Origin of the sequence: Photobacterium angustum, assembly GCF_002954615.1 — a bacterium.
GTDB lineage: Bacteria > Pseudomonadota > Gammaproteobacteria > Enterobacterales > Vibrionaceae > Photobacterium > Photobacterium angustum_A.
Genome location: NZ_MSCJ01000001.1, coordinates 2,431,431 through 2,452,587, shown reverse-complemented (window position 1 = coordinate 2,452,587; position 21,157 = coordinate 2,431,431). Strand labels below are relative to the sequence as shown.

Genomic DNA, 21,157 nt, shown 5'->3' with positions numbered 1-21,157 from the left:
TAATTTTGGGCGGTATCTATAGCAGAAAGGGTTGGCTGTGGCAATTATTGTCTTTCTTCAATTCTATACCAATGTGAAGAAACCATCATTTTTTAGTTTGAATGACGAAATTCTATACAATTAGTTAGCTTGATTTGTTCTTTATTGAGCTCTGCTTTATAGCAAAGAACCTCAACACCAGCCTTCACTGCTTGCGTTAATAGCTGAGCGTATATTGGATCAATATGATCAGCTACTGATACGTTATCAATTCCCGAATGTAATACTGCAAATAAAAGCACCGCTCTGTTACCTTGATCAACCATCTCCATTAACTCTCTAAGGTGTTTTTGGCCTCGAGTGGTTACGGCGTCAGGAAAATAACCTTGTCTATCTTTCCCTAATAAGGTGACGCTTTTTACTTCAATATAGCAGGGTGGTCGACTTTCTGACTCAAGTAATAAATCAATGCGACTATTTTCAGTGCCATATTTAACTTCAGCTCGCAGTGATGTGTAACCTGTTAGTTCATCAATTACGTCATTTTTAATGGCTTCTTCTACTAATCGATTGGCTTGGGCTGTGTTTACACAAATCCAATCATTAGTCAGTGTTTGAGTAAGCTCCCAACTATTAGGATATTTACGTTTTGGATTGTCAGAGGTGGAATACCAAACGGTGCTGCCAGGTTCGGCACAGCCTGTCATAGCTCCCGTATTGGCACAATGGATAGTGCGAACATCATTATTACCAAGTTCAATATCGGCTAAAAAACGCTTATAACGTTTGATCAGTTTTGCCGCTTGTAAAGGTTGCGCAAATTTCATAGTTCTCTCTGTGACTGATTATTGTTTTTCGTTGTAGGTTACCTTTTCGCTACAATGGCAATTAAAGGCATGGCATTAGCCGATAAATTAGATCATGACATAAGGTACTCAGCTTGTCACAACTCCCAATAGTAGACGTTTTACCCAATTTATTATCAGCACTGACATCTTCATCTCAACTGATTTTAAAAGCGCCACCGGGGGCAGGTAAGTCGACATTTCTACCGCTTTCATTATTGCAAGAAAATACGTTTACCGGACGTATCGTAATGTTAGAGCCAAGACGATTAGCTGCAAGAAATATTGCGGGGTATTTAGCTCGTCAGTTAGGTGAAAAGGTCGGGGAAACTGTTGGCTTACGTGTACGAGGTGAAACTAAAGTCAGTGCAAAGACCAAGCTTGAGATTGTCACCGAGGGGGTGATGACACGGATGCTGCAACAGGATCCTGAACTGACAGGCATTGATTTACTGATCTTCGATGAATTTCACGAGCGTTCTATTCACGCCGATACCGCATTAGCGTTAGCACTCGAAGTACAGCAAGCGCTTCGCGATGATTTAAAGGTTCTGGTAATGTCAGCAACCTTATCTCAGCAAGAATTGATAGCACTATTGCCAGAGGCTAGCTATATCGAATCACAAGGACGCTGCTTCCCTGTTGAATATCGCTATGCTGGGCAAACTGAGCCGAGAGATCTTATTGAAAAAATGGCACAAGCAATATGCCAATTACTCATTACTGAATCAGGATCTATGCTGGTGTTTTTACCGGGTGTAGGCGAAATTAAACGGTTAGAGCAAGCGTTACAGGATCGTGTCGACAATAAAACTATGATCTGTCCACTTTATGGACAACTGAGCATTGAACTGCAACAACAAGCGATCAGTGCGCCAATTAATGGGCAACGTAAAGTCGTGTTGGCGACGAATATTGCTGAAACCAGTTTAACCATTGAAGGTATTCGGTTAGTGGTTGATAGCGGGTTAGAGCGTATCGCACAGTGGGATCCAAAATCAGGTATTAGCCGCTTACAGCAAGTACGTATTGCACAGTCATCGGCAGAGCAACGAGCAGGACGAGCAGGACGTTTATCGGCGGGTATTTGTCTGCGAATGTACAGTGAAGAGCAACTACAGCGTCAACCTGCAACCCCGCAGCCTGAAATTTTACGTAGCGATTTAACCTCATTGGCAATGGAATTAGTGCAGTGGGGTTGTCACGATCCCGCTGAATTACAATGGCTCGATATTCCTCCTGCAATCGCATTACAACAATCTCGTGAATTATTGGTACAACTTGGCGCCATAGATACGCGAGGCCAACAAACTGAACGAGGAAAATTGATTCAAGTTTTAGGTGCCGACCCTCGTCATGCCGCGATTCTGGCCTTTGCCCTTGAACGCTACCGAGCGCAACAGGATGAGACAATATTGTCGACAGCAGCCATGCTTGTGGCGTTATTAGAAGATCCGCCGCGAGGGATGGACAATCCGGATCTCGGTTTTCAATTACATTTATTGGAAAGTCAAAAGCTTGCTAAAGCAGGGCATTACTGCCAGCGCGCGAAACAAGCCCAACAAAAACTTTATCAATACCTTGATGACAAACCCAAGAGCACATCGTTGACGGTTAATAACCAATGGTTAGGTGCATTGTTAGCAGCAGGCTTTCCTGATCGTATTGCGATAACACGTAATCATGATGGACGTTATCAGTTGGCAAACGGTCAAGGTGTGATACTCGATGTGGATCAAAATCTGGCATCTGAACATACCTTGGTGGTGGCGGATGTGGTGAAAACACGTCAAGGTGATAGTCGAGTATTTTCTGCTGTGTCTGCTGATTTAGCCCAATTACAACAGGCGCACCCTCAGTTATTTACCAAGAAAGACTGGCTGGATTGGGATGATAAAAAAGGGCGCTTAAGTGCTGAACATCGGATCTATTGTGGCAAACTCATCGTTAGTCGAGATATTGCCGCCGATCCTGATCCAGCGCTTGCCAGTGAAGCGTTGGTTAATGCAATAAAACGCAAAGGCTTATCGGTATTAACGTGGACAGATAAAGCCACTTCGTTGCTGACACGTGCACGTTGTGCTGCTCGCTGGTTACCTGAACTAGCGCTCCCTGCATTAGAGGAAGCGGATTTACTTGAAGCGGCTGATCGTTGGTTACTGCCTTATATGAATGGGATCAAAACCATGAAAGGTGTCGCTAAGTTAGATGTACTTGCCGCATTAGAGGCGTATTTAGGTTGGGATAAAAAGCAACAAGTCGATTTGCAACTGCCCACGCATTATCAAGTCCCAACAGGGACTACTATAAAGATCCGATATCATGAACAACAGCAACCTGTACTTGCGGTGAAATTACAAGAAATGTTTGGTGAAAAAGTGTCGCCTTGTATTGCTAATGGCAAAGTGGCGCTGGTGTTGGAATTATTATCTCCAGCACAAAGACCACTGCAAATTACACAAGACTTAGCCGCTTTTTGGCAGGGCTCGTATAAGGAAGTACAAAAGGAAATGAAAGGTCGATATCCGAAGCACCCATGGCCGGATGATCCTGCTAATCATGTACCTACACGTAAAACTAAAAAATATATGTAGCAATAGACCTGTATATATAATCAGGTATAGTATTCATTATTAGCCATAATCACGTTTTTAGGAGCAATGGTAGTTGCTCCTATTTTAATATAGGAATGACCTTAGTTGATGCATTATGATTAAGTTGCCTCTTCATTTTCAGTCAAGAAAACACGTTGCACCACCCAAAGACAGTGGTGGAAAAAAGCCGACGACCCCACGAAAGAAAACCCCAGTAAAACCTACAGCAAAAAAGCCCACTAAACGTACTCCTGCTGCGAGTGCGACCAAAAAGGCACCGGCTAAGAGATCAGCAAAGAAAAAAACAAAAAAATCGGTTAAAACAGATCGTCCTTGGTTACGCAAACTGGGTTGGTTGAGCTTTAAAATCGGCTTAGTGGTTGTTGCTGCTATGCTGGTTGTGGGGATTTACCTTGATACGATTGTACGTAATAAAATGGATGGTCAAATTTGGGATTTACCGTCCGTTGTGTATGGTCGAGTATTAACACTTCGCCCTGATCAACACATCAGTATTATGGATGTGCGTCGTGAATTGGATTTATTGAAATACCACAAAGTGCGCACGCCAACCCGTATTGGTGAATACTCTGCTTCATCAACTCGGATTGAATTGATCCGACGTCCGTTTGATTTTCCTGAAGGTGCTGAGAAGAAACAGCATGTGTTGCTGACGTTTTCGGGCAATACGCTAACAAGCATTAAAGATCTCACCACCAAGCGCTCGTTAGGGTATTTCAACATTGAACCTAAAATGTTAGGCATGCTGGGGCTTTCTGGTAATGAGCAGCGTATTTTTATGAAGCGCGACGAGTTCCCACCACTTTTAATTGATGCATTACTCGCGACAGAAGATAGAGATTTCTATCAGCATGATGGTGTATCACCATTGGCAATCATTCGCGCCATGTTTGTGAACTTGCGTGCGGGTCGAACGGTACAAGGTGGCAGCACCTTAACCCAGCAGCTCGCGAAGAACTTATTTTTAAGTCGTGAACGTAGCCTATGGCGTAAAGTTCGTGAGGCTTACATTGCCGTTATTATTGATTATCGCTATAGCAAAGATCGGATATTAGAAGCTTACCTTAACGAGATTTATCTGGGGCAAAATGGCGGTAAAGAAGTTCATGGTTTCCCATTGGCTGCTCGATTGTATTTTGGTCGTCCATTAGAAGAGCTCACATCAGCCCAATTAGCAATGCTGGTGGGTATGGTTAAAGGACCTTCTCAATTTAACCCTTGGCGACATCCTGAACGTACGCTAGAACGCCGTGATTTAGTCCTCAGCCTATTGTTGAAAAATAATACCCTTACAGGTGCTGAATATGAAGTGGCAGCCTCTAGCCCATTAGGGGTGCAAAAAACACCGAAGATTGCGAGTCGACAACCTGCTTATTTCCAGCAACTACAACGTGAATTAGAGCGTGATGTCGGTGATATTTATAAGTCAGGTAAAGGGCTGCGTATATTTAGTACGTTAGATCCATTGTCTCAACAAGCGGCTGAGCAAAGCGTCGCATCAATGGTACCTAAGCTAAATAAAAAAGCAGGACTTAAAGTAGAAACCGCGATGGTAGTGGTTGATCGATTAAGTGGGGAAGTGCGTGCTGTTATTGGCGGAAGTCGTCCTGGTTATGCTGGCTTTAACCGCGCATTAGATGCCAGTCGTCAAATTGGTTCATTGGCAAAGCCTGCAGTGTACCTATCGGCATTAAGTCAGCCGAATCGTTTTAGCTTAGCAACCAGTCTAGATGACAAATCCATTGTTCTACGAGGCAGTAAAGGTAACTCTTGGCGTCCACGTAACTATGACCGTAAGTTTAGAGGGCAAGTACCACTTTATTATGCGTTAGCTAATTCATTAAATGTGCCGACTGTTAATCTGGGTTTAAAAGTCGGGTTAGGGACTGTGATTGATACCATGGCGAAGTTGGGGGTGGATCGTAATGAAGTGCCTAAGTTGCCGTCTATTTTGTTAGGTTCATTTACCTTATCGCCTTATGAAGTTGCACAAATGTTCCAGACAATCACAAGTGGTGGTCGCAGAGCAGATTTAACGGCATTACGCGCGGTTGTTGATCAGAAAGGTAGGATTCTTTATCAAAACTACCCTAAAGCCTCTCAGGTGGTACCAGAGCAAGCAGCATGGCTGACAACTTATGACATGAAGCGGGTAGTGAGCCAAGGTACAGCCCGTTACTTACAGAGTAAATTTAGTGCCGCGAAATTGGCAGGTAAAACGGGTACCACAGATAAAAACCGTGATAGCTGGTTTGCGGGGGCTGATGGGCATGAAGTCGCAGTAGTATGGGTTGGGCGTGATGATAATACGCCAGTGCGCTTAACTGGCTCTAGCGGCGCATTAAGGATCTATGCTGATTACTTAACCCGTCGTAAGCCTGCACCATTAACGCTGCCATGGCCTAAGCAGATCACTACCATGAAGTATGATAAGCAAGCGAATGGAACATTAACCCCTAATTGTAGTGGTAATGTAACCTTGCCGGTTTGGGATCTGGATGGGCGGCTTAAAGCGCAGTGCTCAACGAAAAAGCCCGCAGCTTGGATCACAAACATGTTCACTGATGGTTAACCGCGTGTATTAATCATTACAGATAAAGCCTCGCTCATTGTAGTGGGGCTTTTTTTTATCTAATGATTGTTAGATAGGCGAAGAAATAGAATTGATAATTGATTTTATCGAGGTGAAAAAAAACCTCATCAAAGATGAGGCTTCAAAAGATGGTGCCGACTACCGGAGTCGAACTGGTGACCTACTGATTACAAGTCAGTTGCTCTACCTACTGAGCTAAGTCGGCACATTTTATTCTTTTTGTATAACGTCAATGACGCTACTTTTTAATATGGTGCCTCGAGGCGGAATCGAACCACCGACACGAGGATTTTCAATCCTCTGCTCTACCGACTGAGCTATCGAGGCAGAAGTAGTGATGGTTAAGTCTCTACTTTTGCATTCTTACGTGAGTAAGAAAATAAATGGTGCCGACTACCGGAGTCGAACTGGTGACCTACTGATTACAAGTCAGTTGCTCTACCTACTGAGCTAAGTCGGCACACGTTTATTTGGCTCCTCCTGCTGGACTTGAACCAGCGACATACGGATTAACAGTCCGCCGTTCTACCAACTGAACTAAGGAGGAATTATCTCTTTTATCTTACCTGACGTATCAGGTGAGATGAATATGGTGCCTCGAGGCGGAATCGAACCACCGACACGAGGATTTTCAATCCTCTGCTCTACCGACTGAGCTATCGAGGCAAACACAGCAATCAAATTGCTATTTTTGCATTTCTTACGTGAGTAAGAGAATAAATGGTGCCGACTACCGGAGTCGAACTGGTGACCTACTGATTACAAGTCAGTTGCTCTACCTACTGAGCTAAGTCGGCACACTATATTCTTTTAATTTCCCCGCTCTATTGAGCCAAGAAATAAATAGTGGCTCCTCCTGCTGGACTTGAACCAGCGACATACGGATTAACAGTCCGCCGTTCTACCAACTGAACTAAGGAGGAACAGATTGTGGTTGCTTTGCACCAAACTTCGAAAGGGAAGTAATGGTGCCTCGAGGCGGAATCGAACCACCGACACGAGGATTTTCAATCCTCTGCTCTACCGACTGAGCTATCGAGGCAACGGAGCGCATTAAAAAGGTTTTCGGTCTTTGCGTCAATGCTTTTTTTCTAAATAATTATCAACCTTGTCTTTTTTGTTCCGTTTGTTTGAAAAGTAAGCTTTTATTGGAGGTTGATACCTGTTTGAACATTAGTTTGTGAAGCAAGCAACAGAAATAATTAAAGATTATTTTGTGAAATATCGAAAGAAAAGGAGAGTAATTATTAAGTTTTTAACTGAAAAAGATCTCATTGCTGGTAGGGCGATAAAAAAAGATCGGGGAATAATCATTTTGAGAGAGGGAGTTCTTGTCTAAAAATAGAATAGGAAGAGGAAAGTGAGGAAAGTTAACAAATTCAAGACGAAAAAAAACCTTGTCTTGCGACAAGGTTTCTTAACTGGCTCCTCCTGCTGGACTTGAACCAGCGACATACGGATTAACAGTCCGCCGTTCTACCAACTGAACTAAGGAGGAATTATCTTTTTTATCTTACCTGACGTATCAGGTGAGATGAATATGGTGCCTCGAGGCGGAATCGAACCACCGACACGAGGATTTTCAATCCTCTGCTCTACCGACTGAGCTATCGAGGCAGAAGTAGTGATGGTTAAGTCTCTACTTTTGCATTCTTACGTGAGTAAGAAAATAAATGGTGCCGACTACCGGAGTCGAACTGGTGACCTACTGATTACAAGTCAGTTGCTCTACCTACTGAGCTAAGTCGGCACACGTTTATTTGGCTCCTCCTGCTGGACTTGAACCAGCGACATACGGATTAACAGTCCGCCGTTCTACCAACTGAACTAAGGAGGAATTATCTCTTTTATCTTACCTGACGTATCAGGTGAGATGAATATGGTGCCTCGAGGCGGAATCGAACCACCGACACGAGGATTTTCAATCCTCTGCTCTACCGACTGAGCTATCGAGGCAAAACACAGCAATCAAATTGCTATTTTTGCATTTCTTACGTGAGTAAGAGAATAAATGGTGCCGACTACCGGAGTCGAACTGGTGACCTACTGATTACAAGTCAGTTGCTCTACCTACTGAGCTAAGTCGGCACACTATATTCTTTTAATTTCCCCGCTCTATTGAGCCAAGAAATAAATAGTGGCTCCTCCTGCTGGACTTGAACCAGCGACATACGGATTAACAGTCCGCCGTTCTACCAACTGAACTAAGGAGGAACAGATTGTGGTTGCTTTGCACCAAACTTCGAAAGGGAAGTAATGGTGCCTCGAGGCGGAATCGAACCACCGACACGAGGATTTTCAATCCTCTGCTCTACCGACTGAGCTATCGAGGCAACGGGGCGCTATTAAAAGGGTTTTCAGCCTTTTCGTCAACACTTTTTTTAATAAAAAAAGATAAATAGTGTTGTTTGTTGTCTTTTTGTTCGTTGTGGTGTGATTTTGATATTCATTATTGAGATTTCATCAATTTAAAGCAAATTCAGAGATGAAACCTCAATTATAAATTTTATTTTTCTGGCGGTGTGTAACCGTCGATAATCACATCTTGACCTTCGAACAAAAACTTCACCATTTCAGTTTCTAATAACTGGCGATGTTCAGGATTCATCATGTTGAGCTTTTTCTCGTTGATCAGCATGGTTTGCTTACCTTGCCATTCAGCCCATGCTTGCTTCGAAATATTATCAAAAATACGTTGGCCTAGTTCACCTGGGTAAAGTTGAAAGTCTAAACCTTCAGCGTCTTGTTGTAGTCGAGTACAAAAAACAGTACGACTCATGAAATATTCCTTACTGTAACTCGCTGATATACAGGCTCAGCGAAAATGAGTGATTAGTTGATAGTTATACCAGAGTCAGTGACTGGCATCTAGCATCACTGAGCGGAAATAAAAGCGGTAAAAACCGTCTTATTTTTGATGGTTTAACGAGTATGCCAAACTGTCCAAAATTTTCTGTACTGGTGCTGCTAATCCGATTTTTGGTGGATTATTAAGATCATACCATTGACCTGAAGCTTCATTGATCTCTGTAGGTTGTGATTTAAGTTCGTATAAGATCGGCACGATATCAAGATGATAATGGCTAAACGTATGACGAAAAGCAGTTAACTGACTTTGCTGTTCGATAAGTGACAGTTGTTGACCTAATTGCTTGTCCAATAGCGACGTTAAATCAGCATTGTCATGTTGAGGGAAGCACCATAGGCCACCCCAAATTCCGACTTGTGGGCGTTGTTCTAACCAAACTTTATCGTCGCACTGTAAAATAGCGAACCATGTTTGTTTTTCAGGCAATGTTTTTTTGGGTTTTTTACCCGGAAAATCGGTTTGTCGTAATTCTTTGAGTGCAATGCATTGTGTGCTTACGGGACATAATTCACATTTAGGTTTACTACGGGTACAAATCATTGCTCCCATATCCATCATGGCTTGGTTATAGCGTTCGACCCCCATCTCGGGCGTATTTGTCTCAGCAATTTGCCATAATTTGTTTTCAACGGTTTTCTTACCAGGCCAGCCTTCAATCGCGTAACAACGGGCAAGCGTACGTTTCACATTGCCATCTAAGATAGGGTGATGTTGAGCGAGTGAGAGTGAAAGAACAGCGCCAGCAGTTGAACGACCAATGCCCGGTAATGCTTGGACTTGATCGATATCTGTTGGGAAAATGCCGTTATGTTCGCTAACAATTAATTGTGCTGCTTTATGGAGGTTACGCGCACGAGCGTAATAGCCGAGCCCTGTCCATAAGTGTAAGACTTCATCTTGCTCGGCATCCGCTAAGTCTTGCACGGTAGGGAAGCGTGTCATAAAACGTTCAAAGTAGGGGATCACGGTTGCTACTTGGGTTTGTTGCAACATGATCTCTGAAAGCCATACTTTATATGGGGTTTTATCTTGTTGCCAAGGTAGGGTTTTGCGGCCGAATTTGTCGTACCACGCTAAAATGGCATCGGAAAATGTCGTACTCAATGTTGTGCTCACTTTACAGTTTATAGCTACTTATCTTTATATTGCGCAAAGGGATATGGTATTTGCCAATGAGGAGTAGCTATTGAGTTATTTTTCGCTACACAGTGAAAATTGGTGTCCGCTAGTGCAATCACTTATACTGCAAACAGAAGTGCAACGTTATTTATTGTCTATTATGGGCAAGATTGCACCATAAACTGGCCATTGTCGCAATTGATAGACTTGAATTGAGTCGATAACTTTGGATAATGCCAATCCGTTTCTTTTTTGTTTGGATAGTTATTAGCATGAGCGAAGTTTCAAAGAAGTCAGGTGAAGTGACCCTGACCGAATTTACCGAAGATGGCAAACTGGTTCGTAAGATCCGTAGCTTTGTTCGTCGTGAAGGCCGTTTAACTAAGGGCCAAGAACATGCGATGGAAAACAACTGGCCAACTATGGGTATTGACTTCGCCAAGCAAATGCTGGACTGGAAAGAAGTATATAACCGTGAAGCGCCAGTAGTGTTAGAAATTGGTTTTGGTATGGGTGCGTCATTAGTAGAAATGGCTAAAAATGCACCTGAGAAAAACTTTATTGGTATCGAAGTACATAGCCCTGGTGTGGGTGCGTGTCTAATGGGTGCTGAAGATGCAGGTTTAACTAACCTTCGTGTAATGTGTCACGATGGTGTTGAAGTGTTTGAATACATGATCCCTGATGGTAGTTTAGATACCGTACAGCTATTCTTCCCAGACCCATGGCATAAAGCACGTCACCATAAGCGTCGTATCGTTCAGCCTGAATTTGCTGAAATGCTGCGTAAAAAGCTTAAAATTGGTGGTATTTTCCATATGGCAACTGACTGGGAAAACTACGCTGAGCATATGGTTGAAGTGATGGATGCAGCGCCAGGTTACCGTAATACGGCAACAAACGGTGCTTATATTGATCGTCCAGAAGATCGCCCATTAACCAAATTCGAAGCTCGTGGTCACCGTTTAGGTCACGGCGTTTGGGATATGAAGTACGAGCGTACTGAATAATTTCTCTTTGGTATTATATGCTGAAGAAATAAGACATTATTGATTTAATGACGCTTTGTTAAATCAATTAAAAAGCCAACCTTGTGTTGGCTTTTTTTCCCCTTGGAGAAAGAGATATGAAGCCAACAGCTACACTGCTCAATGAAGTATTAGATGAAGTGAGACCATTGATAGGTCAAGGAAAAGTGGCTGACTATATTCCTGCTTTAGCTAACGTACCTGCGAGTAAATTAGGTATAGCAGTGTGCTATAACGACGGAGAAATTATTCAGGCGGGTGATAGCCAAGAAGGTTTTTCTATTCAATCTATCTCTAAGGTGTTGTCGTTAACACTTGCAATGACATTATATGAATCGGAAGAGTTGTGGTCTCGTGTTGGAAAAGAGCCATCAGGTCAAGCGTTTAACTCTATGATTCAGCTTGAGTTAGAAAAAGGGATCCCACGTAATCCATTTATTAATCCAGGTGCGATTGTAGTGTCGGATTTACTGCATAGTCGTTTATGTGCACCGCAATATCGGATGTTGGAATTGGTGCGAGAGCTTTCTTGTAATCCGAATATTGTTTACGACAAAGTCGTCGCTAGCTCTGAAATGCAACATAGCGATCGTAATGCTTCCATTGCTTATTTAATGCGTTCATTCGGTAACTTTGATAATGAAGTGATGCCAGTACTCACTAATTATTTTAGTTATTGTGCTCTCAAGATGAGTTGTGTCGATCTCGCCAGAACATTTAGCTATTTAGCAAATAAAGGGCTTCCTTTAGGCGCGAAAAAAAGAATTATCAGCCAAACTCAAAGTAAGCATATAAATGCATTGCTTGCGACCTGTGGTTTATATGATGGCGCAGGTGAATTTGCCTATCGGGTAGGTATGCCAGGAAAGTCTGGTGTAGGAGGTGGCATTGTTGCGATTGTACCGGGTGAGATGACGATTGCAGTGTGGTCGCCAGAACTGGATCAATCCGGTAATTCTGTTGCAGGGACTGCAGCGTTAGAAAAATTATCTGAGCGTATTGGACGTTCTATTTTTTAGTGAGCCCGTATACATAAAACAGCGAGGCTCACATTAGGGGAGAATCGTATGTTAATGAATAAGGGGTTTCACGGACTAACAACATCGATATTAGGCGCAATAGTAGCGATGCTCAGCTTCTTTACGGTATCAGCTCATGCGGTTGAATGCGAACCACAATGGCATAACTCACTGAGTTTAAATGAAGGGCGGTTAACTTTAGTACAAGGTAAGCAAGAATTTATTGTTGATGCTAAAGGGCGGATGTTTTTCGATGTACATAAGGTTGCATTGAGTCCAAAACAAACACAATTATTATCGGACTATTACGAGCTTTTAGATAATGACTTGCCTTATTTATTGTCGCATTCTCAGCGTATTGATAAGCAAGTGTGTGACTTTGTTTCGCTGCGGATAGAACAAGAACAACAGTTGCAAGATGCGATTCCAGCATTAAAAAACTGGCGTAGCGTCACGTTAAATTAGTCAATATGTAACAAGAGAAAAGCGAGCACTCTGAATAACATAGTGCTCGCTTTTTTATTGGATACTACTCGTTATCATCGTCAACGAAGGCAGCTAGGAGATCATTTAAGAACAATTTACCGTGCTCGGTGATTTGCCAATGATCGCCCGTATCTTGGAGATAGTTTTGCGCTATCGCCCAATCAATTGTCGGCTCTATGGTTGTTAACGCTAAACCTGTTCTTGCGACAAAATCTTGCTTTGGACAGGATTCTAATAAACGAAAACGATTCATAAAGAACTCGAATGGACGTTCACCATCAGCAACCTTATTCTCTTGCGTTAAATACGGTTTATCGGCTTGTAAATATCCACGAGGGTGTTTGACTTTAACGGTACGGATGATTTGCCCATCAGCAAAACTGATTTTGCCATGTGCGCCACAACCAATACCAAGGTAATCACCAAAACGCCAGTAGTTAAGGTTATGCTGACATTGTTTTCCCTGCTTGCTGTAGCCTGATATTTCATATTGCTGATAACCGGCTTCTGTTAAAAGCTGATGACCTTGCTCAAAAATATCCCACAAGTCGTCATCATCAGGCAATGTCGGTGGTTTTGAGTAATACAGGGTATTGGGTTCAATTGTCAGCTGATACCAAGACAAATGCGGTGGATCGAGCGCGATCGCTTGTTTTAAATCACTGATCGCATCATTCACGCTTTGATCCGGTAAGCCATGCATAAGATCGACATTAAAGCTGTTTAATCCCGCTTCCTTTGCAAGCCCTGCAGCACGAATCGCTTCATCTGCGCCATGAATACGGCCAAGACGTTCGAGTTTTTCATTTTGAAAGCTTTGAATACCAATAGAAATACGGTTTACACCAGCTTGGCGATAAGCTTCAAAACGACCCGCCTCTACCGTACCAGGGTTGGCTTCCATAGTGATTTCAATATCATCACTAAATGGAATGCGTTGCTCAATGGCTTTTAATAAACGACCAATCTCACTTGGAGAGATCAAGCTAGGCGTCCCTCCACCAATAAAAATTGAGTGGAGAGGTCGTGCTCCATTGATTAACTGATAAGCACTAAGATCGGTTTCTAAGTCGTCAATTAAGGCATCAATATAATCAAGCTCAGGAAGATCTGTCTTTAAGGCGTGAGAGTTGAAATCACAATAAGGACATTTTTGTACACACCAAGGGATGTGGACATATAAACTCAGTGGTGGAGGTACAAGCATTTAATCGGCCTTTAATGCGCTAAACAATTGCTGTAGTGCTTTACCACGGTGTGATAGTTGCTTTTTACGAGCTGGTGGAAGTTGAGCTGAAGCACATTGATCTTCAGGTACCCAAAATACCGGATCGTAACCAAAACCATTTTCGCCATGACGTTCAGTTAAGATGCTGCCTTCCCAAGAACCATGACAAACCAGTGGCGTAGGATCGTTTTCATGGCGCATCATCACAAGTACACAATGGAAACGTGCAGTACGTTGCTCGGCGGGTACATCTTTCATTTCCGCAAGTAGCTTATCAATGTTGTCAGCATCTGATGCGTCTTCACCAGCAAAACGTGCAGAATAAATACCCGGTGCACCGTTGAGGTGATCAACTTCTAAGCCAGAGTCATCGGCAATAGCTGGAAGGCCCGTTTCCTTTGCCGCATGGCGCGCTTTAATGATCGCATTTTCAATAAATGTGGTGCCCGTTTCAGCAACGGATGAAACGTTATAATCACTTTGCGCGACTACATCAAAACCAAAATCAGCCAGTAAATCGGCCATTTCTTTTACTTTGCCTTGATTGCCTGTTGCTAGTACAAGTTTACTCATTTTGATGCCTTTGAACGTCAAGCTATGTAATATTGGCAGCTATAATAACGGTTGTTATCGTAATAAAAAAGGCGCGAGTGCGCCTAGTGATTGTAGAAGAGGTTGATGCTCAAGTGCTTACTTGTCAACGAAGAAGGTCTGCTTAAAGGCCAGTGTTTCTTTTTTACCGTTAGAGAAAATAGTGATCGTAAAATTAAACGTTTCATCATTAGCGTGTTTAAATTCAGCAAGGTAATAAATTGATTTACCTTCTTTTATTTCTCTAAAGTTCAACTTCTTTTGCTGTCCTAATACATTACGAGCAATACCAGTTAGCTGTGCTTTAACCGCTGTTTTTTCTTGTTTACTGGTATCGAGAATCGCAATATTGACCAACGCACTGTAACGGCTGCGCTGAATTTTATAGTGGCTGGCAATTTCTGGGGTTAAAAATGTTGAGGCAAAACTAGAATAATGTACTTCTAAGTCGCCAAATTTTTTGAATTGTCCAGCATGGCTAGGCAGCGTGAAAACGAGCAGTAGCAGGCTAAGTAATATTTTCATTGAAGTATCCTTATCTTTCAGTAAGTAACTGAAGTATTTCCTTTATGTCGCGATGTGTTGCTTGACTTGATGATTGTAGCTAAGAGTAAGGGGATAAAAAAAGCGAATATCGGTTACTGATATTCGCTTTATTGAACCAATCAAATTACATGATGGTGGCGATCTCTGAGGGAATAACTTTCGGGGCTTCAATCCGAATTTGTTTGTGCCGACCTTGTAAGCCTTTTTCTACATGAATTAACCCTTTAGCGACCTTAAATTGTTTTGCAAGGAACTTTACTAAATGGGCATTGGCTTTTCCGTCTACCGGTGGCGCGGTAATGGCAATTTTTACTTCGTTGCCATGCAAGCCAACAATCTGATCGCGGCTTGCTTTCGGTTGGATATAAAGTCGAATAATGAGATCGTCATCATCACGAAAGATGGTCTTTTCTGTCACAGCATGTACCACACGTTACCAACTAAAGAGCCCATCGCGTAGTTAGCAAATTGTAGTGCGATAAAGATCACTAGAACACTCAGATCTAAACCGCCCATTGCAGGAAGAACGCGGCGAACAGGCGCCATTAGTGGTTCTGTTAATTGGTGCATGACATATTCGATAGGGCTTCGACCTTGGCTAACCCAGCTTAAGATTGCACGGATCAATAGTACCCAGAACAATAAACTACCAGCTGCTTTTAATAATGCTAATAGCCCTAAGAACAGGAAGCTTGGTTCAAAGGAAAAACCACCACTGCTGATTGAAATAATGATGATAAATTTAGCGACACACAGTACATAAGCAAACAGTACCGTTGCCATATCTAGCGAACCAATTGATGGGATCACGCGGCGTAATGGCGCAACGATCGGTTGAGTCGCTTTAACAATAAATTGTGAGAAGGGATTATAAAAGTCTGCACGAGACCATTGTAACCAAACTCGTAATAATACGACCATGATGTAAAGATCAAAGCCGGTTTGAACTAGATAAACGAAAGGATTCATAGATAAACCTTAAAACAATTGTTCCATTTCTTTAGCTCGAGATACGGCTGCTTGCATCGCTTTAGCAACAATATCTGAGAATTGATGTTGATTAAATGTATTAATAGCTTCAGCTGTCGTGCCACCTTTTGAAGTGACTTGATCACGTAGTGTCGACAATGAAGTATCAGGATTCGCTTTTACTAATTCAGCGGCACCTAAAGCGGCTTGCTGAACCAGTAAGCGCGCAGTATCGGCATCAAACCCTTGGTTCATCGCTTCTTGCTGCATTGCTTCCATAAACAAAAAGAAGTAGGCGGGAGCACTGCCTGCTGCGGCAATAATACCATTAATACCTGATTCTTCTTGTACCCAACAAATTTCGCCTACGGCTTGTAATAGTTGAGTGGCAAATAATCGGTCGGTTTCTGTGAGTTGTGGGTTTGCATATAAGCCGCTCATACCCTTACCAATTAAAGAGGGAGTATTTGGCATTACACGAACCAATTCAACTTGCTGGCCTAGCATTTCACATAAGCGCTCGCAATTAATGCCAGCGGCAATAGAAATCACTAATTTTCCCGCAAAGTTAATGTCTTGCAGTGGTTTACACACTTCTTCCATAAGTTGTGGTTTAACCGCAAGAACAACAACATCAGCATTTTGAGCAGCATTTAAGTTATCGCTAGTGGTATGAATACCAAAGTCACGTGCTAAAGGTTCACGTCGTGCATCGCTAGGAGCGGTGGCCGTAATCTTTTTTGCATCGTAACCGCTAGCAACTAATCCTGCGATAATTGAGCGAGCCATATTACCTGCCCCAATAAAGGCAATTGAGCGTTGTTCCATGTAAAATCCTTATAAATAGGTACAAACTAAATGTTTTTTACCTTAATTGAGCTGTTGTTATCATGAACAGTACGAATATTGGTAATTATTCTTTATTGCCGTAATCACGAGCACCAAAAATCGCGGTGCCAATACGAACAATTGTGCTGCCAGCTGCAATTGCTGCATCCATATCACCACTCATTCCCATCGATAATGTATCAACGTTTGGATAAGTCAATTTCAGCTGTTCTAGTGTATCAGCCAACGCTTTAAAAGTGGCAAATTGGCTGTCGTAATCTGTAGCAGGTTGTGGGATCGACATTAAACCGCGCAGTTCAATATTTGGCATTGCTGCTATTTCTGCGGCTAGTGCAGGAACTTCAGTCAATGTTATCCCCGATTTTGTTGCCTCAGCGCTGCTATTAACTTGCAGTAAGACTTGTAGCGGTGCCATTGACGTAGGACGTTGATCGCTTAAACGCTTTGCTGTTTTTATGCGATCAATAGAGTGCACCCAATCAAAATGCTCAGCGACAAGGCGAGTTTTATTGGATTGGATCGGCCCAATAAAATGCCATACAAGCAAGTTTTTCTCCGGATGGCTCGAAAAGTGATTTACCTTATCAACACCTTCCTGTACATAGTTTTCGCCAAATGCATACTGGCCTGCAGCGATGGCTTCTTCGATCGCTTCCACTGGCTTGGTTTTACTTACTGCCAATAGTTGCACGGAATCTGCAGCCCTGCCGCATTTTTCAGTTGCTAGGGTGATCTGGTTGATGACCTCAGCAATATTTTGTTTGATACTAGTCATAATTGATTCTTGGGGAAAATTTATGGATATCACCGAATTACTGGATTTTAGTGTAAAGCATAACGCATCGGATCTACATCTTTCTGCAGGTGTTCCACCGATAATTCGTGTTGATGGCGATGTTAGAAAACTCAGTATGCCAGCACTCGATCACAGTGAAGTGCACCGTTTAGTATTTGACATTATGAACGATGCTCAGCGTCGTGAGTATGAAGAAAACTTAGAAGTCGATTTTTCATTTGAAATTCCCGACATCGGTCGCTTCAGGGTCAATGCTTTTCATCAGTCTCGTGGTTGTTCGGCGGTGTTTCGAACCATTCCTATTCATATTCCAACATTGGAATCGTTAAACGTTCCTGATGTTTTTTATGATATTGCCCAGCTTTCACGTGGCTTGGTATTAGTAACAGGTGCGACTGGCTCGGGTAAATCGACCACGATTGCTGCGTTAGTTGATTATATCAATACCAACTATAACCGTCATATTCTGACGATTGAAGATCCGATTGAATTTGTTCACAGCAGTAAACGTTGTTTGATCAACCAGCGAGAAGTACACCGTGACACATTGGGCTTCCAAAACGCACTGCGTTCAGCACTGCGTGAAGATCCCGATGTGATTTTAGTGGGTGAGCTTCGTGATCAGGAAACGATCAGTTTAGCGTTAACAGCAGCTGAAACAGGACACTTAGTTTTAGGTACCTTGCATACAAGTTCTGCGGCAAAAACGGTTGACCGTATCATTGATGTTTTCCCTGGTAGTGATAAATCCATGGTTCGCTCTATGTTATCGGAGTCGTTACGTGCCGTGATATCACAAAGCTTATTAAAGTGTGTGAGCGGTGGTCGTGTGGCCAGCCATGAAATTATGATGGCAACACCTGCGATTCGTAACTTGATCCGTGAAGATAAAGTCGCGCAAATGTTTTCAATGATCCAAACCGGCTCATCGATGGGAATGCAAACCATGGAGCAAAGCGTGAAGATGCTGGTGGCAAAAGGCTTAGTTGAAGCTGAAGAAGGTCGCCGTATTGTTGATACGAGTCAGCGCGGTTTCTAATAACACCTCAGGTTTAACGAGGTAGGAAAAGAGATGAATTTAGATAGTATATTAGCGCAAATGGTTGAGCGTAAAGCGTCGGATTTATATATCACCGTCGGCTCAGCATGCTTACTGAAAGTCGATGGCAACTTACATCATCTTGGCGAATTACTTGATCGCGAAGCAGTGGATTCGTTGTTCCACGAAGCGATGGATGATGAGCAATATAAAGAATTTGTTGCGACCCGTGAGGCCAATTTTGCCATTGTCCGTAATGGTTGTCGTTTTCGATTAAGTGCATTTTGGCAACGTGAATTACCAGGTATTGTGGTCCGTCGAATCGAAACCAAGATACCGAATATTCATGAGCTTAATTTACCGCTGGATATGGAAAGATTAGCACTGGCTAAACGTGGTTTAGTATTGGTAGTTGGTGCGACAGGCTCGGGTAAATCGACATCCATGGCGGCAATGACGGGGTTTAGAAATCAAAATCGCAGCGGCCATATTTTAACGGTTGAAGATCCGATTGAGTTTATCCATGAACATAATAAATGCATCATAACTCAGCGTGAGGTTGGGCTTGATACTGCCAGTTATGAGGTGGCATTGAAAAACTCACTACGTCAAGCTCCAGATATGATCTTGATCGGTGAGATCCGAAGTCGTGAGACGATGGAATATGCGATGACGTTTGCCGAAACAGGGCACTTGTGTATGGCAACACTACACGCGAATAACGCCAACCAAGCACTTGAACGTATTCTTCATCTTGTACCAAAAGAGCGACGTGAGCAGTTTTTGTTTGATCTGTCGTTAAACCTGAAATGTATTTTAGCGCAGCAATTGATCCCTGATGCCAATGGTGTTGGACGACATGGTGTTTATGAACTGCTGCTCAATACGCCACGCGTCGCCGATTTGATCCGTCGCGGTGAGTTACATGAAATTAAAGATGTGATGGCAAAATCAAATCAGGCTGGAATGGTTACGTTTGATCAATCGTTATATGCATTATTTCGAGATGGGAAAATCACCGAGCAAGATGCGCTGCACCACGCTGATTCACCAAATGATCTCCGCTTAATGATTAAAGTCGGTGATCCTAATAATAAAACGTCAAACAGTACCAGTACCTTATCTGGGGTAAAATTAGATCTTCAGTAATATGCTTGTGATGATCCTAATGCATTAAGATCATCATGCACTAATCACTCGTATTTAATGATACATTTAAATTAAGATCTAAATCATTGAATTTAAATTAAAAATAATTTCATGTATTTAAGTGGTGATTGTTGGAACAGCTTTTGAGTTCAAGAGGTACAAAAGCTGTACAAGCTGTACAAACAAGAAACAGCAAGGCCTTGAGGGAGGATCTTAGTACAGGTTTTGATCGTGTTTAGCTTTATGATGATCAATATGAAAAAAGCTGTACAAGGTTTCGACAATTGCTAGATTTTAGATAATAAAAAAGACAAGTACCTCAACAGGACTTGTCTTTTTTGTTTTAGATACTTGTAATATTAAGCGCCGTATTGACGTTCAAACCAGCTTTCTAAAATAACGACAGCAGATTGTGAGTCGATATTACCTTTACTTAATGAGCGATAACCACCACGCTCAAACAGTTCTGCTTTTGCTTCAACAGTACTTAAACGTTCATCGTGTAGTTCAACTTGGCAACCAAAACGGCCATGTAAGCGATTAGCAAATTTTTTCGCTCGTGGTGTAATGCTTTCAAGTTCTTTACCTTCAAGATCTAAAGGTAATCCTACAACGACTAAATCAGGTAGCCATTCTTTTAAAATCTTTTCAATATCATCCCAATTGGGGATGCCATCTTTGGCTTTTAAAGCGGCAAGGGGAGTAGCGGTTCCTGTCAGCTCTTGACCAATAGCAACACCAATACTTTTGGTGCCGTAATCAAAACCTAATACACTGCGAGATTGACTCATGCGTGACCTATATCTAAAGAAAGGTTTGCTGGTGTAAAGCCAAGTTTTTCAATTGCTTTATGCCAACGTTCGTCGATAGGAGTGGAAAAAATAATGGTGTCATCTGCTTCAATGGTGAGCCAATTGTTATCAACCAGTTCTTGCTCCAATTGACCTGCATCCCACCCGGCATAACCTAGCGCGACCAGAAATTGGTTTGGCGCTTGCGCAGTACCTAGCTCAGATAAAATATCCAGCGAGGTGGTCACGGCTAATTCGTTATTCACAGGTAAACTTGAGCTATATTCACCTTTCGTGGTGTGGAGTACAAAGCCACGATCTTCAGAAACGGGTCCACCATTAAGTACCAGTGATTCTAAGCTAATAGGATCGGCAACAGGTAGCTTTCTCTCAATTTCAATTTGCTCCAACATATCAGCAATAGAAATATCGATAGGTTGATTGATAATGATCCCCATTGCACCTTCATTATTATGTTCACAAAGATAAATAACACTTTGCTTAAATTGAGGATCTTGCATAGTGGGCATCGCCACTAAAAAGTGGTTGGTCAAATTCATCTACAACACCAGAGTTTGATACAAACCAGCGAGCGTTCACTCGTTACTGATAGGTAAAAAAGCAGCGACATTGCCGCTGCATTCTT

The 21,157-nt window shown here is 42.5% G+C and carries 19 protein-coding genes and 16 tRNA genes; 7 read left to right on the top strand and 28 right to left on the bottom strand.

Features of this window, described 5'->3' with window-relative positions; genetic code table 11:
* Positions 1-92: 92 nt before the first annotated feature.
* A complete protein-coding gene (gene sfsA, locus BTO08_RS11030; protein ID WP_105060970.1) occupies positions 93-806 on the bottom strand; it encodes a DNA/RNA nuclease SfsA in 714 nt (237 codons plus the stop codon).
* A gap of 113 nt (positions 807-919) precedes the next feature.
* Between sfsA and hrpB the strand changes: the two genes are divergently transcribed.
* Positions 920-3,418, top strand: coding sequence for an ATP-dependent helicase HrpB (hrpB, locus tag BTO08_RS11025; RefSeq protein ID WP_105060969.1), 2,499 nt, complete (start codon positions 920-922; stop codon positions 3,416-3,418).
* A gap of 115 nt (positions 3,419-3,533) precedes the next feature.
* On the top strand, positions 3,534-6,011 hold the full coding sequence (gene mrcB, locus BTO08_RS11020) for a penicillin-binding protein 1B (RefSeq protein WP_105060968.1): 2,478 nt from the start codon (positions 3,534-3,536) through the stop codon (positions 6,009-6,011).
* A gap of 150 nt (positions 6,012-6,161) precedes the next feature.
* Here the strand turns inward: mrcB and BTO08_RS11015 are convergent.
* The 18 genes from BTO08_RS11015 to mutY all read right to left on the bottom strand — a co-directional run bounded on the left by BTO08_RS11015 (position 6,162) and on the right by mutY (position 10,005).
* Positions 6,162-6,237: transfer RNA gene (locus tag BTO08_RS11015), tRNA-Thr, on the bottom strand.
* A gap of 46 nt (positions 6,238-6,283) precedes the next feature.
* Positions 6,284-6,359 (bottom strand) — tRNA-Phe (locus tag BTO08_RS11010).
* A 57-nt stretch (positions 6,360-6,416) separates the two neighbouring features.
* Positions 6,417-6,492: transfer RNA gene (locus BTO08_RS11005), tRNA-Thr, on the bottom strand.
* A gap of 11 nt (positions 6,493-6,503) precedes the next feature.
* A tRNA-Asn gene (locus BTO08_RS11000) sits at positions 6,504-6,579 on the bottom strand.
* Positions 6,580-6,622: 43 nt separating this feature from the next.
* Positions 6,623-6,698, bottom strand: a tRNA-Phe gene (locus BTO08_RS10995).
* Positions 6,699-6,753: 55 nt separating this feature from the next.
* Positions 6,754-6,829 (bottom strand) — tRNA-Thr (locus BTO08_RS10990).
* Positions 6,830-6,879: 50 nt separating this feature from the next.
* Positions 6,880-6,955 (bottom strand) — tRNA-Asn (locus BTO08_RS10985).
* A 43-nt stretch (positions 6,956-6,998) separates the two neighbouring features.
* A tRNA-Phe gene (locus BTO08_RS10980) sits at positions 6,999-7,074 on the bottom strand.
* A 380-nt stretch (positions 7,075-7,454) separates the two neighbouring features.
* Positions 7,455-7,530, bottom strand: a tRNA-Asn gene (locus tag BTO08_RS10975).
* Positions 7,531-7,573: 43 nt separating this feature from the next.
* Positions 7,574-7,649: transfer RNA gene (locus BTO08_RS10970), tRNA-Phe, on the bottom strand.
* A gap of 57 nt (positions 7,650-7,706) precedes the next feature.
* A tRNA-Thr gene (locus tag BTO08_RS10965) sits at positions 7,707-7,782 on the bottom strand.
* An 11-nt stretch (positions 7,783-7,793) separates the two neighbouring features.
* Positions 7,794-7,869 (bottom strand) — tRNA-Asn (locus tag BTO08_RS10960).
* Positions 7,870-7,912: 43 nt separating this feature from the next.
* Positions 7,913-7,988 (bottom strand) — tRNA-Phe (locus BTO08_RS10955).
* 56 nt (positions 7,989-8,044) lie between these two features.
* A tRNA-Thr gene (locus tag BTO08_RS10950) sits at positions 8,045-8,120 on the bottom strand.
* A gap of 50 nt (positions 8,121-8,170) precedes the next feature.
* Positions 8,171-8,246: transfer RNA gene (locus tag BTO08_RS10945), tRNA-Asn, on the bottom strand.
* 43 nt (positions 8,247-8,289) lie between these two features.
* A tRNA-Phe gene (locus BTO08_RS10940) sits at positions 8,290-8,365 on the bottom strand.
* 173 nt (positions 8,366-8,538) lie between these two features.
* On the bottom strand, positions 8,539-8,811 hold the full coding sequence (locus BTO08_RS10935) for an oxidative damage protection protein (protein WP_006647282.1): 273 nt from the start codon (positions 8,809-8,811) through the stop codon (positions 8,539-8,541).
* A gap of 129 nt (positions 8,812-8,940) precedes the next feature.
* Positions 8,941-10,005 (bottom strand): A/G-specific adenine glycosylase, encoded by a 1,065-nt coding sequence (mutY, locus tag BTO08_RS10930; protein WP_105060967.1) that lies wholly within the window; start codon positions 10,003-10,005, stop codon positions 8,941-8,943.
* Positions 10,006-10,292: 287 nt separating this feature from the next.
* Here mutY and trmB point away from each other — a divergent pair, with 287 nt between their 5' ends.
* The 3 genes from trmB to BTO08_RS10915 all read left to right on the top strand — a co-directional run bounded on the left by trmB (position 10,293) and on the right by BTO08_RS10915 (position 12,532).
* Entirely contained in the window at positions 10,293-11,030 is a 738-nt protein-coding gene (gene trmB, locus BTO08_RS10925) for a tRNA (guanosine(46)-N7)-methyltransferase TrmB (RefSeq protein WP_045153679.1), read from the top strand.
* A 116-nt stretch (positions 11,031-11,146) separates the two neighbouring features.
* Positions 11,147-12,067: a glutaminase B gene (gene glsB, locus BTO08_RS10920; RefSeq protein WP_105060966.1), complete on the top strand. Its 921-nt coding sequence runs from the start codon at positions 11,147-11,149 to the stop codon at positions 12,065-12,067.
* Between the two features lie 48 nt (positions 12,068-12,115).
* Positions 12,116-12,532: a hypothetical protein gene (locus BTO08_RS10915; RefSeq protein ID WP_105060965.1), complete on the top strand. Its 417-nt coding sequence runs from the start codon at positions 12,116-12,118 to the stop codon at positions 12,530-12,532.
* Positions 12,533-12,596: 64 nt separating this feature from the next.
* Here BTO08_RS10915 and hemW read toward each other — a convergent pair whose 3' ends face one another.
* The 7 genes from hemW to BTO08_RS10880 form a co-directional block, all read right to left on the bottom strand.
* Positions 12,597-13,760, bottom strand: a complete 1,164-nt coding sequence (gene hemW, locus BTO08_RS10910; RefSeq protein ID WP_105060964.1) for a radical SAM family heme chaperone HemW — start codon at positions 13,758-13,760, stop codon at positions 12,597-12,599.
* Positions 13,761-14,354, bottom strand: a complete 594-nt coding sequence (locus tag BTO08_RS10905) for an XTP/dITP diphosphatase (protein WP_105060963.1) — start codon at positions 14,352-14,354, stop codon at positions 13,761-13,763.
* A gap of 117 nt (positions 14,355-14,471) precedes the next feature.
* Complete coding sequence (locus tag BTO08_RS10900) at positions 14,472-14,897, bottom strand: DUF4426 domain-containing protein (protein ID WP_105060962.1); 426 nt, start codon at positions 14,895-14,897, stop codon at positions 14,472-14,474.
* A 145-nt stretch (positions 14,898-15,042) separates the two neighbouring features.
* Positions 15,043-15,336, bottom strand: coding sequence for a DUF167 family protein YggU (gene yggU / locus BTO08_RS10895; RefSeq protein WP_105060961.1), 294 nt, complete (start codon positions 15,334-15,336; stop codon positions 15,043-15,045).
* Complete coding sequence (locus BTO08_RS10890; RefSeq protein ID WP_005371338.1) at positions 15,333-15,887, bottom strand: YggT family protein; 555 nt, start codon at positions 15,885-15,887, stop codon at positions 15,333-15,335. Before BTO08_RS10890 ends, yggU begins: the two co-directional genes overlap by 4 nt.
* Positions 15,888-15,896: 9 nt before the next feature.
* Complete coding sequence (proC, locus tag BTO08_RS10885) at positions 15,897-16,715, bottom strand: pyrroline-5-carboxylate reductase (protein WP_105060960.1); 819 nt, start codon at positions 16,713-16,715, stop codon at positions 15,897-15,899.
* A gap of 85 nt (positions 16,716-16,800) precedes the next feature.
* Entirely contained in the window at positions 16,801-17,511 is a 711-nt protein-coding gene (locus BTO08_RS10880; RefSeq protein WP_105060959.1) for a YggS family pyridoxal phosphate-dependent enzyme, read from the bottom strand.
* A 22-nt stretch (positions 17,512-17,533) separates the two neighbouring features.
* Between BTO08_RS10880 and BTO08_RS10875 the strand changes: the two genes are divergently transcribed.
* Positions 17,534-18,571 (top strand): type IV pilus twitching motility protein PilT, encoded by a 1,038-nt coding sequence (locus BTO08_RS10875; RefSeq protein WP_005371345.1) that lies wholly within the window; start codon positions 17,534-17,536, stop codon positions 18,569-18,571.
* A gap of 33 nt (positions 18,572-18,604) precedes the next feature.
* On the top strand, positions 18,605-19,720 hold the full coding sequence (locus BTO08_RS10870) for a PilT/PilU family type 4a pilus ATPase (RefSeq protein ID WP_105060958.1): 1,116 nt from the start codon (positions 18,605-18,607) through the stop codon (positions 19,718-19,720).
* 359 nt (positions 19,721-20,079) lie between these two features.
* On the opposite strand, the gene ruvX is transcribed toward BTO08_RS10870, so the two are convergent.
* Both ruvX and BTO08_RS10860 read right to left on the bottom strand, forming a co-directional pair.
* The gene (gene ruvX / locus BTO08_RS10865) at positions 20,080-20,511 is read right to left on the bottom strand and encodes a Holliday junction resolvase RuvX (RefSeq protein ID WP_045128821.1); all 432 of its coding nucleotides are present in this window, start codon (positions 20,509-20,511) and stop codon (positions 20,080-20,082) included.
* The gene (locus BTO08_RS10860) at positions 20,508-21,071 is read right to left on the bottom strand and encodes a YqgE/AlgH family protein (protein WP_005371352.1); all 564 of its coding nucleotides are present in this window, start codon (positions 21,069-21,071) and stop codon (positions 20,508-20,510) included. Before BTO08_RS10860 ends, ruvX begins: the two co-directional genes overlap by 4 nt.
* Positions 21,072-21,157 lie beyond the last annotated feature (86 nt).

Coding starts and splice junctions, on each gene's coding strand:
- BTO08_RS10935 (WP_006647282.1), bottom strand. CDS start 8,811: ATGAGTCGTACTGTTTTTTGTACTCGACTACAACAAGACGCTGAAGGT.
- BTO08_RS10880 (WP_105060959.1), bottom strand. CDS start 17,511: ATGACTAGTATCAAACAAAATATTGCTGAGGTCATCAACCAGATCACC.
- hemW (WP_105060964.1), bottom strand. CDS start 13,760: ATGCTTGTACCTCCACCACTGAGTTTATATGTCCACATCCCTTGGTGT.
- BTO08_RS10900 (WP_105060962.1), bottom strand. CDS start 14,897: ATGAAAATATTACTTAGCCTGCTACTGCTCGTTTTCACGCTGCCTAGC.
- BTO08_RS10890 (WP_005371338.1), bottom strand. CDS start 15,887: ATGAATCCTTTCGTTTATCTAGTTCAAACCGGCTTTGATCTTTACATC.
- proC (WP_105060960.1), bottom strand. CDS start 16,715: ATGGAACAACGCTCAATTGCCTTTATTGGGGCAGGTAATATGGCTCGC.
- BTO08_RS10875 (WP_005371345.1), top strand. CDS start 17,534: ATGGATATCACCGAATTACTGGATTTTAGTGTAAAGCATAACGCATCG.
- sfsA (WP_105060970.1), bottom strand. CDS start 806: ATGAAATTTGCGCAACCTTTACAAGCGGCAAAACTGATCAAACGTTAT.
- ruvX (WP_045128821.1), bottom strand. CDS start 20,511: ATGAGTCAATCTCGCAGTGTATTAGGTTTTGATTACGGCACCAAAAGT.
- glsB (WP_105060966.1), top strand. CDS start 11,147: ATGAAGCCAACAGCTACACTGCTCAATGAAGTATTAGATGAAGTGAGA.
- BTO08_RS10870 (WP_105060958.1), top strand. CDS start 18,605: ATGAATTTAGATAGTATATTAGCGCAAATGGTTGAGCGTAAAGCGTCG.
- BTO08_RS10905 (WP_105060963.1), bottom strand. CDS start 14,354: ATGAGTAAACTTGTACTAGCAACAGGCAATCAAGGCAAAGTAAAAGAA.
- BTO08_RS10860 (WP_005371352.1), bottom strand. CDS start 21,071: ATGAATTTGACCAACCACTTTTTAGTGGCGATGCCCACTATGCAAGAT.
- mrcB (WP_105060968.1), top strand. CDS start 3,534: ATGATTAAGTTGCCTCTTCATTTTCAGTCAAGAAAACACGTTGCACCA.
- BTO08_RS10915 (WP_105060965.1), top strand. CDS start 12,116: ATGTTAATGAATAAGGGGTTTCACGGACTAACAACATCGATATTAGGC.
- trmB (WP_045153679.1), top strand. CDS start 10,293: ATGAGCGAAGTTTCAAAGAAGTCAGGTGAAGTGACCCTGACCGAATTT.